We start from the raw sequence: 12,841 nt of genomic DNA, 5'->3' as shown, positions 1-12,841 counted from the left end.
AACCACTTTTACTTTGCGGCTATGTGGTATGTAAAACTAGATAACCTAGAATACAATATAGAAAACGAACGGAGGCCTCTTATGAACCACGCTAAACATGTTATCCCGATGTCAGATACATCGGTCAGCATTAAGCCGGAGGATATTCAGCCGACGGTGCTGCCGGATGCATTTATTCAGTCCGATATGGTCGGTAAACTCAACGCGTTGAGCCTGCCGCGCTATGAACAGCTGCCCAATGTAACGCTCTATCGCGATCAAGTTATTGAATATGTTGCGCTGTGGATGGAGCCGCTTTCGATTTGCGTAGAGCAGCCCGTTATCACGCCATCGATGATCAATAACTACGTGAAGGTCGGCCTCGTTCCTGCTCCGGTTAAAAAGCAGTATGGCCGTGAGCAGATTGCGCGTCTCATCGCCATTTGTATTTTTAAGCAGGTGCTGCCCATCGCTGCGGTTCAGGCGCTCTTTAATATTCAACGCTTAAGCTACGACGCTCCGACGGCTTTCGATTATGTAGTCGATCAACTTGAGGCATCGATTCGTGCAGCGTTTTCCGTCGAGCAGACTCCCGTGCCCGATACCGCACATCAGGTTACGCGCGAGTCGTTGCTCGTACGCAGTGCGGTATCGTCCTTCGTCTCGAAGGCATACCTGATGAGCTATCTAAAGTTCAATGGGTTTAATAGCTAACCGAGGTATAAGACGGGCGGGATAAAGGGCCACTGGCCCTTTATCCCGCCCGTTCGTTTGTCTAGTTGGGCATTATCGGCCCGAAGCCACGCCCATGCCGTAGCCGATAATGAGCCCGTGCATCTCGGCATAATATGAATCTAGCCCGTTGCAGGGCATGACAATCGTCTTGGAGCCGGGCCAGTGCTCGACAATGCGGTCGGCAAGCGCCTGGGCTCCAGCTTCGTTCTCAACGTGATCGATGATGACCTCGCCGCCCGTGAAACCTTCGGCCTCCATGGTGTCGACAATCTTGGTGAGCATCTTCTTTTCGCCACGCGTGTGCCCGACGAGTTCAATTTTGCCCGCTTCGCTCGCCGTGCCCAAAATGCGGATATTGAGCTTGTTGGCAATAACGCCGGCCGCCTTAGGAATACGTCCGGCCTTCGCAAGGTTTTCGTAATTGCACAAACTAAAGAGGATCTTGCTCTGCTGCTCCAAGCTATCGAAGTAGGCGCAGGCATTCTCAAAGGAGGTATCCGGGTTGCTTGCAAGATAGCGGTCGAACAGCAGGAAGATTAGGTCCATTTTGCCACCTGCGGCTCGCGAGTTAACCAAATGAATCTGACGATTGGGCTCCTCGGCAAGCACCATGTCACGTGCGGTGGCCGCGGCATTGTAGCTTCCCGATACGCCCTCCGAGATGGGCATGCAAATCGTCTTGTCGGCAAGCCTAAAGAGTTCGGCCCACTCCCCTACGCTTGGACAGGCGCTTGAAGAAGCACTTGACTCCGCCTGCACGGCGCAATTGAGCTCGTGAACGTCGAGCGTGAGGTCATCGACAAACTCGCGCTCCCCCACTCGGATCTTAAGGGGTGCAAATGCAAAGGTGGTATGAGGTGCGGTTGGCTGCCAATCGCGAAGATTGCAGCTCGAATCGGAGATAAGCGCCCAGCTCATTGAGGGTCCTTTCTATTTGTTCCTCAACAATTATAGCCGTCTTTCGGATTGATTGGACGGCTATCTAGTTTTGAATACTAGATAGCCGTCCTGATCTTAAGGCAAACTGTTGGGGCAAAAAGAATGGGCCTCGTGACTCAAGATCGCGAGGCCCACGTTCGTTCGCTGTAGAAATAAATTAGTAGCGCACGAAGATGTAATTGTTGTTCATGCCAGCGGCAACGGAGCTGATGATAACGCCCGTCTTGTAGTCGGAAGCATGGATCATCTGGCCGTTACCAATGTAGATGCCGGTGTGGTAAGAGTTAACCACGACGTCGCCAGGCTGGGGATCGGACACGCGGGTCCAGCCCATGAAGGTGCCCGTAGTGCCAAGGCGGCAATAACGGCCCGTGAGGCAGTAGCTTACAAAGCCGGAGCAGTCAAAGCTGTTCGGTCCAATACCGCCCCAAGAATAAGCATAGCCAAGCTTGCTGTAGGCGCGCGAAACAACGGAGCCACCATCAACAGATTGACTCGGTGCTGAGGGCGTGGGTGCCGGAGCGGGCGTGGGGGCAGGCTGCGGCGTGGGAGCAGGAGCGGGCGTGGGCGCAGGCGTGTTGCCACCGCCGTTGTTGGTCGTACCGCCACCATTGTTGGTGTTCTCGGTCGTACCGGCGGTGTCGTTGCTCACCGTGGCCTTTTCGGCGGTGCTGGCATTAATGCCAGCCTGCAGCGCAGCGTTGGCCTCGGCCTCGGCAGCGAGCTCGGCCTGCAGCTGCGAATCCAGGGAGTTCACGACACTCTGGGCCTCAGCCTGCTGAGCATTGAGCTCGTCGACCTTCTTCTGTGTCGCGGCGACGTTCTTCTCCTGCTCGGTCTGCTTATCGGTGAGCTGCTGCTTAAGGTCCTTGACCTCCTGAATGGACTGGGCCTGCTTGTCGGACACCTTGCCGTAGTAGAAGAGACGGTTGAGCATGTCGCCCAGATCGTCGACGCCCGTCAGAACCTGAAGGAGACTCAGACCGCCGGTCTTGTACTCACCGGCAACGTAGTTAGAGAGCTTGGCCTGGCCTTCGGCAATCTCTTGCTGCTTTTGCGTGATTTCGCCTGCAGTCTGATCAAGCTCCTGCGTCTGTGCGGAGAGTTCTTCATGAATTTGCTGGGTTTGCGTGCCAATCTGCTCGAGCTTGGTACGGGCAGCGGCAAGGTCGGATGCGGTATCGGCATAGGCAGGAGCCGAGAGGCCCAGGCCCAAAACACAAGCGAGGGTTGCCGTAGCAGCGCAGCGTGCCATGTTTCTGTGCGTGTTTGCTGTGCGCATGGAGCTTCCTTTCCGGTATCTAAGGGTAGCGGCTAGTCCACCGTTACCAGGCTAAAGAGCTCAACGTCGTCGTTAGAAGGCGTGAGCTTCTTGCGCGGGTTGAGAAACGCAAGCTCAAGGATACAACCGTAACCTACAAGCTTTGCGCCCATATCTCGCACCAGTTTACCTGTTGCCTCGACAGTTCCGCCCGTCGCGACCAAGTCGTCCAGAATCAACACGGTATCTTTAGAGCTGATGGCATCGGCGTGGATCTCGATAGAATCCGTTCCATACTCGAGCTCGTAGCTCTCGCTGACCGTCTTGCGCGGCAATTTGCCCGGCTTACGTGCGGGAATAAAGCCGGCACCCAGGGCGACGGCCACGGGCACACCGACCATAAAGCCACGGGCCTCGGGTCCTACGACCTTGGTAATGCCCATGTCGGCAAAATGCTCGGCCAGGGCATCCACCATGGCCTTCAGGGCCTCGGGATTTCCAAAGAGCGGCGTGATGTCCTTAAAGACGACTCCGGGCTCGGGATAGTCGGGGATATCGACGATATGAGATTCGAAGTCGTACATGGGTGACCTTTCATGGATTGCCGGGTGAACGGCGGTTATTTGCCCGTGTTAGCAGACGAGCTCTGCGAGGGGACGACGACTTTGGACGGCTGCACGAGCGACTCGTCGTGCGCGGCAACCGCGGGGACGCTTGTCGCATCGCTTTTAGCCTTGGTCGATTCGGAACGCGCAATCTCTTCATCGAGGGCATCGATGTCAGCGTCCTCGACCACGGCGTTGAGCGACTCAAAGACACGGTTCTTAAGTAGCGCGGTATGCACACCCTCGGTGAGGTCGTGCAGTTTCTTAAAAGCGCGCTCGAGCTTGGCGTCGCGCTCGTCATCGGAGGTATCCATGCCGAGCATGCTCACGAGAACCTGCTCAAACATCGAAGATTCGCGGTTTGCCGACGATACGTACTGACGCAGGTTGCGCGGCTCAATGTGGAAGCGCGACAGCTCCGAGCAGTAACGGATAATCGGGAAATCTCGGCCATCGACGAGCTCACGGTTCTGCGGGCTCTTGATGATGCGGATAAGATCGTTCTCGGCAAGGGAGCGGATAAACGAAATCTCAACACCGAGCATGTCGGGGATCGTCTCGATGGGATGCAGCTTTTGCTTGGTCTCCTTGGGCTCCGTCTTAAGCGGAACATCGGACAGAAGACCCACCTCGTAAGCCAAAGTGGACAGGTCCGTGGCGTTTTCCAAGCGCTGCTTAATCACGTTGAGCGGCATGTAGCGGGTCTTCTGCAAGTGCAGGATGACCTCCAGGCGATCAACGTCCTCCTTAGAGTACTGACGGTATCCCTTAGGCGTACGATGAGGGGTAATGAGCCCCTCATCTTCTAGAAATCTAATTTTTGAGTTCGAAAGATCGGGGTATGCGCCTCGAAGTAGGTTGACGACTTGGCCGATACTCAGATAGTTGCGTTCGGCCATGCCCTACTCACCGGTTTCGATGCGCTCCGGCGTGCTCTCGTGGTAGATGAGCGTAAACGTACCGATCTGGACGGAAGAACCGTCGTGCAGCGGGGCTGAATTGACGATGGCACCGTCGACCCAGGTGCCATTGAGCGAGCCCAAGTCCTCGATGCGAGCGCCGAGGCCCTCGCGGATAATGCGCGCGTGGCTGCGCGATACGGTCATGTCATTGAGGAAGATGCCGTTCGCAGGATCGCGGCCGATGGTGGTCACGTCGTCCTCGAGCTCAAAGGCGGCACCAGTTTGCGGACCCTTGACGATGGACAGAACGGGGGCGGTGATGCGCACGTTGGCCATGAGGTCGGGAACGGTGACGTCGCTTGAAGGCACGCGGAATACGCAGGTAGCGTCAGCAGTCTTATCATTGTGAGGCATATTGTTTACCATGTTGTCCATGACAACCCCTAACTTATCGCGGACGTGCCGCAAATAATGAACCGTACGTAATCATACCCCAACGAATCAGTCTTCGATTTCAGGGTTCAGAAAGTCGATGTCCTCGTCCTCGGGATGCGCGAGAGCCTGTTTAATGGCCACTCCGCCCTTAATGGAATAGATGACAGCCGTGAGCATGGAGAAGATCACGCCGCCGTACACAAAGAAGATGCCGAGGGGCACCGAGCTTCCGTTGAGGCCCGGGAAGGCCGTAAGGGTTGAAGGTAAAAGATGCAGGCCGTCAATAACGGGGAACCCGAGCAGCATGAGCGAGAAGCCGGTCATGAGCAGTGCAGTGGCAATCTTTCCGGGAAAGACGACATCGATGGGGCGACGGTGATAATGACGCACGATAAGCGTGCCGATGCCCAGATAGATGTCGCGGCCAATAATGAGCACGCAGACCCAGATTGGCAGCTCTCCGCGAACCACCAGCCCAAGTACGCCGGTGAACAGCAGCGCACGGTCGCAGATGGGATCCATGACCTTGCCGAGCCACGAGACCGTCTTGGTCATGCGGGCGATCTGACCGTCCATCCAGTCGGTGGAGGCGGCAACGGCGTAGATAACGATGGCGATGACGCGGTTGTTATCCGTCACAAACAGGTACAGAAATACCAGGGTGAGGATCAGGCGCGTAAAGGTGATGAAATTGGAGATCGTAAAGATCTTATTCGACGGGTAATCGGAAGTGCCGATAAGCTCCTTTTTGATCTTCTTTTTGATGCCCACAGGACTCCCCCGCTGGTTAACGACAAAACTTTTGATACTATACCCGTTCCGGCGATGTCTATCCAGCGTAAGCATAGAGAGTCCAGACATATGGAGGATGCTACTGGGTTGTGCGGCATTCTGCATTTGTGTACATCAGCCTCCAAATATGACATTTTTCGGCATCTTTGATGGCTGATGTACACGTTTTGATTCGGTGATTACATCGATCGGGAAAGTTGTTGCCTTAAGCAAATTAATCATGATGTGCGGGTCGAGAAGGGTTGGCGCCAAAAGAGCCCAACGGCCGTTACGGCTTCGTTAGAAACACGCCCCACCATGGATGGTGAACCCGAAAGGTAAGGCGCGCGGGCACGGTGACTCGGCCCGCGCTCCCGGAAGAGAAAGGATAAACCCATGGGTTACATGCTCGAGACGCGCGGGCTCACCAAGCGCTTTGGCCGCGGCGACCAGGCGCAGGACGCCGTGGCCGACGTGAGCCTTCATATCCGCGAGGGCGAGGTGTACGGGCTGCTCGGTCCCAACGGCGCCGGCAAGTCGACAACGCTCAAGATGATCTGCGGGATGCTGCGGCCGACGGCCGGGGAGATCCTCTTTGCCGGGCACGCCTGGCGCCGCGAGGACCTCTACGCAATCGGCAGCCTCATCGAGGAGGCGCCGCTCTACCCCAACCTCACCGCGCGCGAGAACCTGCGCGTGCGCACCACGCTGCTGGGCCTTCCCGAGAGCCGCATAGATGAGGTGCTCGCCGCCGTGGACCTCGCGGACACCGGGAAGAAGCGCGCCGGGCGCTTCTCGATGGGGATGCGGCAGCGCCTGGGGCTCGCGCTGGCGCTGATCGCCCGGCCACGCCTGCTCGTGCTCGACGAGCCCACCAACGGGCTCGACCCCATCGGCATCGAGGAGCTGCGCGACCAGATCCGCGGCTTCGCGGCGGCGGGTACGACGGTAATCGTCTCGAGCCACATCCTCTCCGAGGTGCAGCAGATGGCGGACACCATCGGCATCATCTGCGGGGGGCGCCTCGCCTACGAGGATGCGCTTCGGCCCGGGCAGGACCTCGAGGAACTCTTCATGAGCTTCTGTCGGGAAGGGCGACGAGCGCGCGGGGAGGTGGCGGCATGACGGGTGAGAAAGGCGGCCTGCTCGCGGCCCTGCGCGCCGAGGCCCTGAAGTCGCGCCACGCGGCACCGGTTCGCCTGGCCGTGCTCATGGCGCTGCCGATGCCGCTGCTCGGCGCGATGCCCTACCGGGGCGTGCAGATCTTCAGCGCGTGGAACTACTGGTACGCGCTCTTCCTGCCCGTGTGTCTCTCGCTCGTGGTGGCGTGCGTCGCGCGGGCGGACGCTCGCACGCGGATGCGGGGGCTTCTGGGCCTGGGCTTCCCGCTCGGGCGCGCCTGGTGGGCCAAGGCGCTCTGGTGCCTCGCGCTCTGCACGCTCTCGAACCTCGTGGTCTTCGGCATCTACCTCGCGGGATCGGCGTTCTCCTCGCAGGGTCTCACGGCCGCGGGCACGCTCACGATGCTCCTCTGCGCGCTCGCCAACACGGTGACCGCGGCGTGGATGATCCCTGCAGGGCTCTTCCTCACGGCGCGGCTCGGCATGCTCGCGGGCATCTTCTGCCCGCTCGCCGCGCAACTCTTAGGTGGGTTCGCCTGGTCGTTGGTGCCGCTGCCGCAGCTCTTTCCGCCGTCGGCGAACATGGTCATCCCCACGAGCTTCATTCCCGTGCTGCCGAGCGGCGAGCCGCTCGCGGCGGACATGGCGCTCGGCGGGGCGCTCATGGCGGACGGCATGCTCACGCTGGCGGGCCTTGCGGTCAGTGCGCTCGCGTTCGCCGCGCTCACGGCGGCGGGCGCGGCCTGGTTTGCGCACTCCGAGGAGAGGTGATGGCCATGACACGACTCTCCGATCCGACGCCGCGCATGACTCTCCCGCGGGCCCTGCTTTCCGAGGCCCTGCGCCTGGCGCGCTCCCCGCTCTCGGCGGTGCACCTCGCCTGCGGCCTGGCAGCCGGTCTTGCCTGCGGCGAGTACTTCTCCGTAACCCGATGGGACCCGGCGCTGGGCGCGGACGCCTACGCCCAGTTCCTCGGCGCCCTCATGCCGCTCATGTCCGCCATCGTCTGCGGGCTCGCCGTGGACGAGGAGCGCGCTGCCGGGCGCCTCGCCAACCTCACGGCGGTCCCCTCGCGCGGGCGCGCCGTCGCGGCGAAGCTGCTCGCCCTTGCGGCGCTCGGCGCGGGCGCGCTGGCCGTGGCGCTCGGCGTGTTCGGGGCCGTGCTCGCCGTCGCCGGGCGCCTGCCGCTCGGGCCCGCTCCGCTTGCGGCCGCCTGGGCGGGCATCGTGCTGGGCAGCTTGCCCCTCTACGCGCTGGGGCTCGGCGTGGCCCTGCGCCTCGGCCGCAACGCCGCCATCGGCGCCGGCGCGGCGGGGGTGCTCCTCGCGTTCTTCTCGGTGGGCGGACTTGCGCACGGCCTCATGACCGGCGAGCTCACCGGCGCTCTGGCGACGCCCCTGAGCTGGGTGCCGCTCGCCTGGCCCGCGCGCCTGGGGTCGCTCGGGGTGGAGGCCTTCATCGACGCCGCACGCGCGGCGGGCCCTCTCCTCACGACTGCGCTCGCTAGCCTCGTTCTCACCCTGGCAGCCGACGCCGTCCTTCTTGCCTGGTTCTGCCGCTTCGAGGACGGGAGGGTAGATGCGTAGGAAGCCGCTCGCCGCCATGTTCGTCCTCCTCTCCGCAGCGCTCGTCCTGGGCGGGAATGCCCTGCTCGACGCCGGCTGGGGGTCGGCGCTGCGCTCGATCGCCGACCGCGTGCTGCCTAACCCTGAGATCGCCATGTGGGCGCCCGCGCCCGAGCCCGGCAGCCACGCGAGCTCCTACGCCGACGCCACCGGGGCGGGGGCAAACTACGTCTACCTGGTGGACGCGGCGGACGACAGAGGCAATGTCCGAGAGCTCCAGCTCATCTTCTTCGGGCGGGAGTCGGACGGCGAGGGCTGGCTCGAGATCGAGGCGCGCGGCGGCTCGGGCGTGCGCTACCGCGCGTGCGACGCGGCCGAGACACCCGTGGCTGCGCGCAGGGCTCTGGACCGCTGAGCGCGGCGTTAGTACAATTCCGACGAGAGTTTCAGGAGGTCGAACATGGCGAGGATACTGGCAGTGGATGATGAACGGGCGATCCTCGACGCGCTTGCGCGCGTCCTCGGCCGCGACGGCCATGAGGTCGTCAAGGCGGAGGACCCGACGGCGGTCCCGGGGATGGACCTCTCGCGCTTCGACCTCGTGCTCTGCGACGTCATGATGCCGGGGCTCGACGGCTTCGAGCTCGTGCGGCAGATCCGCCCGGACTTCGACGGCCCCATCGTCTTCCTGACCGCTCGCGTGGCCGAGGAGGATGCCGTGGCCGCCTACGGCCTGGGCGCCGACGACTACGTCCGCAAGCCCTTCGGGGCCGCGGAGCTGCGCGCCAAGGTCGCGGCCCATCTACGCCGTGAGCGCCGGCCGCGCTCGCACGCCCTCTCCTTCGGGGAGGTGCGGATCGACCTCAGGGCGCGCGGCCTCGCCGTGGGCGGCGAGGCCGTGCCGCTCACGCCCACCGAGTACGCCATCTGCGAGTACCTCGCCCGCCACCCCGGGCAGGTCATGAGCCGCGCGCAGATACGCGAGGCGGTGCTCGGCTGGGAGAGCGACGCCGACGACGCGGCCATATCCATGCAGGTCAGTCGCGCCCGGAGGAAACTCTCCGAGGCCGGCGCCGATCCGATCGCGACCGTCTGGGGGATGGGGTACAAGTGGCAGCTCTGAGGATCGGGGCGCGAGGTCGCGGGGGCATGCCGCTCTCCTTCGTCATCGCGCGCTACTTCGCCTACGCGTTCGCGGCAGTCGCCACGGCGTGGCTCGCCTCGTTCATGATGCTCTCTGTGGCGATCAACGCGGGCTTCGTCTACGAGGCAAGCTGGGGGCCGGCCAATGCGCGCGAGGTCGCGGAGGGCCTGGCACGCGACGGCGTCTGCGGGCAGCAGGACGTGCCGACGGCGTACCGCTACCTCATCCTGAACAAGGACGGAAACGTGCTGATGACAGACCTCGAGAGCACGCGGCTCGAGGACGCGAAGGAAATGGCTCGTACGGCACTCGCCGCGGATTCGGGCACAGTGGAGATCGAGGGCGGGGGTTCGGGCGTTACCTACGCCGCGTTCCCGCTCAAAGGTGGCGGGGCCTGCGCGCTCGTCAGCGAGTATCTGCCGCAGTGGGTCTCGCGCGACCTCGCCGGCCTGCTTCCCAACCCGCAGAACCTCATGCTCGTCGGCGCCACGGCGGGAAGCGCACTTGCGCTTGCGCTCGTCGCGCGCCGCGCGAGCCGCGTGATCTCGCGCAAGATGGCGCCGCTCGCGGAGGCGGCGGGGCGCGTCGGCGCGGGGGAGCTCGACTTCGCGGTCGGCAGCACCAACGTGCGCGAGGTGAACGACGTCCTCGCCGCGATGGACGCCATGCGGGCCTCCCTCGCCGAGTCGCTCGAGGCCCGCTGGGCCGCGGAGCGGGGGCAGCGCGAGCAGATGACGTCGCTCGCCCACGACCTCAAGACGCCGCTCACCGTGCTGCGCGCCAACGCCGACTTCGTAGCGGAGGAGCTGGAAGACGAGAAAGACGCCGACCTCGCGGCCGCCGCGCGCGACATAGCCGGCAGTGTCGAAAGGCTCGACGGCTACGTGCGCCTGCTCATCGAGGCCTCGCGCGGGTCCGGCGGGGCGGAGAGGGCCCCCATGCGGCCGGCCGAGCTTTGCGAGCAGGTCCTCGCCGAGGCCGCCCAGATCGCCCGGGCGCGAGGCGTGACGCTCGACGCGGCCACGGGCCCCGCTGTCGCGGGCGCGCCCGAGGCCGCGCTCGACCGAACCGCCCTGGCGCGAGCCGCCGCGAACCTCGTGGCCAACGCCGCCGAGCACGCACGCTCGCGCGTGGCTGTCTCCTGCGACGTCGCGGGCGGGCACCTCGTCATCGAGGTTGCCGACGACGGACCGGGCTTTTCTCCCGCCGCCCTCGAACGCGGCTGCGAGCGCCTCTTCACAGACGACTCCTCCCGCTCCTCGCGTGACGAAGGCCGCCACTACGGGCTCGGCCTCCACGTCGCCTCCGAGGCCGCGAGCGCCCACGGGGGATCCGTCTCGCTCGCCAACGGCCCCTCGGGCGGTGCGGTGGCCACCATCGCGGTCCCCCTGTGCGGGATCTGACGATTTCCTCGATGTCTACCTCGACTGCGATATGTCGCTCGCCGAGGCCGCGACGAGATGGTGTTGCGTCTGCCCCGTTTGGTGCTTCTAGCTCAAATTTGATCTGATGTAAGGCCCGTGCAATCCTGCATGGGCCTTACTTTTGGCAATTGCTCGACCGATTCGTGGCTTGAAACACAAATTATCGAGTTAAGGAGAAATGGGGTCATACAGCAGCTCTCAGAGCGCTTGCCGCACTCCCCCGCCATTACCTCTGCGGCGTCCTCGTATAGAACCCATACCGTTTGGCATATCGTTGCAATCGCCCACTTGTCCACCGGTCAAGTGAACTACTGGAATAAATACAGCGACACGCTTGTCCGTTACAGTCGCTATATCTGTGTAAATCGCCGCGATAAATACAGCCTGTACTCGGCTGTATACCAACTACGCGTATGTAGATTCATATCGCGTTAATAAATCGGCTCAAGCGTGTGCAAAACGCGCAAGTAACCGCAAAAGGCGATTATCGCTCAGGTAGATTTTTGGCACCCCGTTGCTTAATCAAAATTAAGCAATTGCTTAAAATAAAAAAGGTCAGGCACTAGATGCCTGACCTGCAAACTTCTGGTCGGGACGACTGGATTCGAACCAGCGACCCCTTGACCCCCAGTCAAGTGCGCTACCAAGCTGCGCCACGTCCCGAAGCTTTTGTTTGTTGCTCTGCTCTCGCTCGCAACAGGGAGTATATTAACCCGAAACTTTAGACTTGTGCAAGAACTTTTTTATAAATTTTGAAGCAAGTCCAAAATTGTATCTGCGAGCTGGGGTTTTGTTAGAACGGGAAGTTCTTTCGTACCCGTTGTGCTCACAATCCAGGCCTTGTTGGTATCGGTTCCAAAGCCCGAATCGGCGCGTGAGACATCGTTGGCGATAATGGCATCGCAGCCTTTGCGTGCCAATTTGCGCTCGGCGTACTTGACGACGTTATCGGTCTCGGCAGCAAATCCGATTACGAGGCGATCGCCCTTTTGGCGTGAGAGTTCGGCCAAGATGTCAACGGTCTCGACGAGCTCGATTCGATCCAGGCGCTCGTTGGCCTTTTTGAGCTTATGGTCCGCCGGGGCCGCCGGCGTGTAGTCGGCGACGGCGGCGGCGCAAATGGCAGCGTCGGCCGTCTGGAAGGCGCTCAGCGCCGCCTGCAGCATCTCTGCGGCGGTCTGCACGCTTACGCACGCCACGCCGCGGGGAACATCGAGCGATGTCGGTCCCAGCACGAGCGTGACCTCGGCACCGCGGCGAGCGGCCTTCCCCGCCAGGGCGATGCCCATCTTGCCCGACGATCGGTTTCCAATAAAACGCACGGGGTCGATCGGTTCGTGCGTAGGACCGGCAGTGATGACGATGCGCTTGCCCGCCAGGTCTTGCGGCACGGGATTGAGCACCTCGCAGATGGCTTCGACGATGTCCTCGGGCTCGCTCATGCGCCCCGTGTCCACGTCGCCGCAAGCAAGGTAGCCACTACCGGGCCCAACCACGTGCACCCCGCGGTCGCGCAGCGTGGCCATATTGGCCTGGGTTGCCGGCGCCTTCCACATGCCATTGTTCATGGCCGGCGCGATCACAATGGGTCGCGGCGTGGCGAGTAGCGTCGTAGAAATCAGGTCATCGGCAATGCCGTTGGCCATCTTGGCGATGATATTGGCCGTCGCGGGCGCCACGACCACCAGATCGGGCTCCTGCGCCAGCGAAATGTGGTGGATGGGGTCGGAAGGATCGTCGAATAGCCCAACCGCGACCGGCTCGTTGGTGAGCGCGCGGAAGGTAAGCGGCCCCACAAACTCCGTGGCATGCTCGCTCATAACGACTTTGACACGTGCGCCGCGCTTTTGCAGCAGGCGCACGATATTGCACGACTTATAGGCGGCGATCCCGCCGGTAATGCCCAGCAGGATCGTTTTTCCCTCAAGTTGCATTGAATTGTTGGATGCCGCCGTCATCG

14 protein-coding genes and 1 tRNA gene are annotated in these 12,841 nt (G+C 62.1%); 7 read left to right on the top strand and 8 right to left on the bottom strand.

Annotated elements, in window-relative coordinates:
* Positions 1 to 81 precede the first annotated feature (81 nt).
* Positions 82 to 693: a DUF1836 domain-containing protein gene (locus tag PMW67_RS06635; RefSeq protein WP_172674580.1), complete on the top strand. Its 612-nt coding sequence runs from the start codon at positions 82 to 84 to the stop codon at positions 691 to 693.
* A gap of 72 nt (positions 694 to 765) precedes the next feature.
* On the opposite strand, the gene PMW67_RS06630 is transcribed toward PMW67_RS06635, so the two are convergent.
* The 6 genes from PMW67_RS06630 to PMW67_RS06605 all read right to left on the bottom strand — a co-directional run bounded on the left by PMW67_RS06630 (position 766) and on the right by PMW67_RS06605 (position 5,627).
* Complete coding sequence (locus PMW67_RS06630) at positions 766 to 1,632, bottom strand: DegV family protein (RefSeq protein WP_271739211.1); 867 nt, start codon at positions 1,630 to 1,632, stop codon at positions 766 to 768.
* 178 nt (positions 1,633 to 1,810) lie between these two features.
* Positions 1,811 to 2,935, bottom strand: coding sequence for a coiled-coil domain-containing protein (locus tag PMW67_RS06625; protein WP_271739209.1), 1,125 nt, complete (start codon positions 2,933 to 2,935; stop codon positions 1,811 to 1,813).
* Positions 2,936 to 2,967: 32 nt separating this feature from the next.
* Complete coding sequence (locus PMW67_RS06620; protein ID WP_271739208.1) at positions 2,968 to 3,498, bottom strand: adenine phosphoribosyltransferase; 531 nt, start codon at positions 3,496 to 3,498, stop codon at positions 2,968 to 2,970.
* Positions 3,499 to 3,533: 35 nt separating this feature from the next.
* Positions 3,534 to 4,418 (bottom strand): transcriptional regulator FtsR, encoded by an 885-nt coding sequence (ftsR, locus tag PMW67_RS06615; RefSeq protein WP_271739207.1) that lies wholly within the window; start codon positions 4,416 to 4,418, stop codon positions 3,534 to 3,536.
* A 3-nt stretch (positions 4,419 to 4,421) separates the two neighbouring features.
* Complete coding sequence (locus PMW67_RS06610) at positions 4,422 to 4,856, bottom strand: FHA domain-containing protein (protein WP_271739205.1); 435 nt, start codon at positions 4,854 to 4,856, stop codon at positions 4,422 to 4,424.
* 66 nt (positions 4,857 to 4,922) lie between these two features.
* The gene (locus tag PMW67_RS06605) at positions 4,923 to 5,627 is read right to left on the bottom strand and encodes a CDP-alcohol phosphatidyltransferase family protein (RefSeq protein ID WP_089573364.1); all 705 of its coding nucleotides are present in this window, start codon (positions 5,625 to 5,627) and stop codon (positions 4,923 to 4,925) included.
* A gap of 396 nt (positions 5,628 to 6,023) precedes the next feature.
* Between PMW67_RS06605 and PMW67_RS06600 the strand changes: the two genes are divergently transcribed.
* From PMW67_RS06600 to PMW67_RS06575, 6 genes are read left to right on the top strand one after another with little or no spacing between them, the layout of a single operon-like run.
* On the top strand, positions 6,024 to 6,752 hold the full coding sequence (locus tag PMW67_RS06600) for a lantibiotic protection ABC transporter ATP-binding protein (RefSeq protein WP_055250122.1): 729 nt from the start codon (positions 6,024 to 6,026) through the stop codon (positions 6,750 to 6,752).
* The gene (locus PMW67_RS06595; RefSeq protein WP_271739203.1) at positions 6,749 to 7,519 is read left to right on the top strand and encodes an ABC-2 family transporter permease; all 771 of its coding nucleotides are present in this window, start codon (positions 6,749 to 6,751) and stop codon (positions 7,517 to 7,519) included. The genes PMW67_RS06600 and PMW67_RS06595 overlap by 4 nt, the downstream gene beginning before the upstream one ends.
* A 5-nt stretch (positions 7,520 to 7,524) precedes the next feature.
* Positions 7,525 to 8,334: an ABC-2 family transporter permease gene (locus PMW67_RS06590; protein ID WP_271739201.1), complete on the top strand. Its 810-nt coding sequence runs from the start codon at positions 7,525 to 7,527 to the stop codon at positions 8,332 to 8,334.
* Entirely contained in the window at positions 8,327 to 8,728 is a 402-nt protein-coding gene (locus tag PMW67_RS06585; protein WP_055250127.1) for a hypothetical protein, read from the top strand. The genes PMW67_RS06590 and PMW67_RS06585 overlap by 8 nt, the downstream gene beginning before the upstream one ends.
* A 45-nt stretch (positions 8,729 to 8,773) precedes the next feature.
* A complete protein-coding gene (locus PMW67_RS06580) occupies positions 8,774 to 9,436 on the top strand; it encodes a response regulator transcription factor (RefSeq protein WP_055250129.1) in 663 nt (220 codons plus the stop codon).
* A 26-nt stretch (positions 9,437 to 9,462) separates the two neighbouring features.
* Positions 9,463 to 10,860 (top strand): sensor histidine kinase, encoded by a 1,398-nt coding sequence (locus PMW67_RS06575; protein WP_271739198.1) that lies wholly within the window; start codon positions 9,463 to 9,465, stop codon positions 10,858 to 10,860.
* 607 nt (positions 10,861 to 11,467) lie between these two features.
* Here the strand turns inward: PMW67_RS06575 and PMW67_RS06570 are convergent.
* Together PMW67_RS06570 and coaBC are read right to left on the bottom strand one after the other, a co-directional pair.
* Positions 11,468 to 11,544, bottom strand: a tRNA-Pro gene (locus PMW67_RS06570).
* Between the two features lie 80 nt (positions 11,545 to 11,624).
* Positions 11,625 to 12,839, bottom strand: a complete 1,215-nt coding sequence (gene coaBC, locus PMW67_RS06565; protein ID WP_240139041.1) for a bifunctional phosphopantothenoylcysteine decarboxylase/phosphopantothenate--cysteine ligase CoaBC — start codon at positions 12,837 to 12,839, stop codon at positions 11,625 to 11,627.
* Between the last annotated feature and the right edge of the window lie 2 nt (positions 12,840 to 12,841).

Origin of the sequence: Collinsella aerofaciens (genome assembly GCF_028209395.1) — a bacterium.
Classification (GTDB): Bacteria; Actinomycetota; Coriobacteriia; order Coriobacteriales; family Coriobacteriaceae; genus Collinsella; species Collinsella aerofaciens_AZ.
Note: the sequence above shows the minus strand (reverse complement) of the source record. Positions and strands in the feature narration are given on the sequence as shown.

Excerpts from the sequence above, each read along its gene's own strand:
- PMW67_RS06620 (WP_271739208.1), bottom strand. The coding sequence starts at position 3,498 with ATGTACGACTTCGAATCTCATATCGTCGATATCCCCGACTATCCCGAG.
- PMW67_RS06590 (WP_271739201.1), top strand. The coding sequence starts at position 7,525 with ATGACACGACTCTCCGATCCGACGCCGCGCATGACTCTCCCGCGGGCC.
- PMW67_RS06595 (WP_271739203.1), top strand. The coding sequence starts at position 6,749 with ATGACGGGTGAGAAAGGCGGCCTGCTCGCGGCCCTGCGCGCCGAGGCC.
- PMW67_RS06585 (WP_055250127.1), top strand. The coding sequence starts at position 8,327 with ATGCGTAGGAAGCCGCTCGCCGCCATGTTCGTCCTCCTCTCCGCAGCG.
- PMW67_RS06580 (WP_055250129.1), top strand. The coding sequence starts at position 8,774 with ATGGCGAGGATACTGGCAGTGGATGATGAACGGGCGATCCTCGACGCG.
- PMW67_RS06600 (WP_055250122.1), top strand. The coding sequence starts at position 6,024 with ATGGGTTACATGCTCGAGACGCGCGGGCTCACCAAGCGCTTTGGCCGC.
- ftsR (WP_271739207.1), bottom strand. The coding sequence starts at position 4,418 with ATGGCCGAACGCAACTATCTGAGTATCGGCCAAGTCGTCAACCTACTT.
- coaBC (WP_240139041.1), bottom strand. The coding sequence starts at position 12,839 with ATGACGGCGGCATCCAACAATTCAATGCAACTTGAGGGAAAAACGATC.
- PMW67_RS06630 (WP_271739211.1), bottom strand. The coding sequence starts at position 1,632 with ATGAGCTGGGCGCTTATCTCCGATTCGAGCTGCAATCTTCGCGATTGG.
- PMW67_RS06625 (WP_271739209.1), bottom strand. The coding sequence starts at position 2,935 with ATGCGCACAGCAAACACGCACAGAAACATGGCACGCTGCGCTGCTACG.
- PMW67_RS06610 (WP_271739205.1), bottom strand. The coding sequence starts at position 4,856 with ATGGACAACATGGTAAACAATATGCCTCACAATGATAAGACTGCTGAC.
- PMW67_RS06575 (WP_271739198.1), top strand. The coding sequence starts at position 9,463 with ATGCCGCTCTCCTTCGTCATCGCGCGCTACTTCGCCTACGCGTTCGCG.
- PMW67_RS06635 (WP_172674580.1), top strand. The coding sequence starts at position 82 with ATGAACCACGCTAAACATGTTATCCCGATGTCAGATACATCGGTCAGC.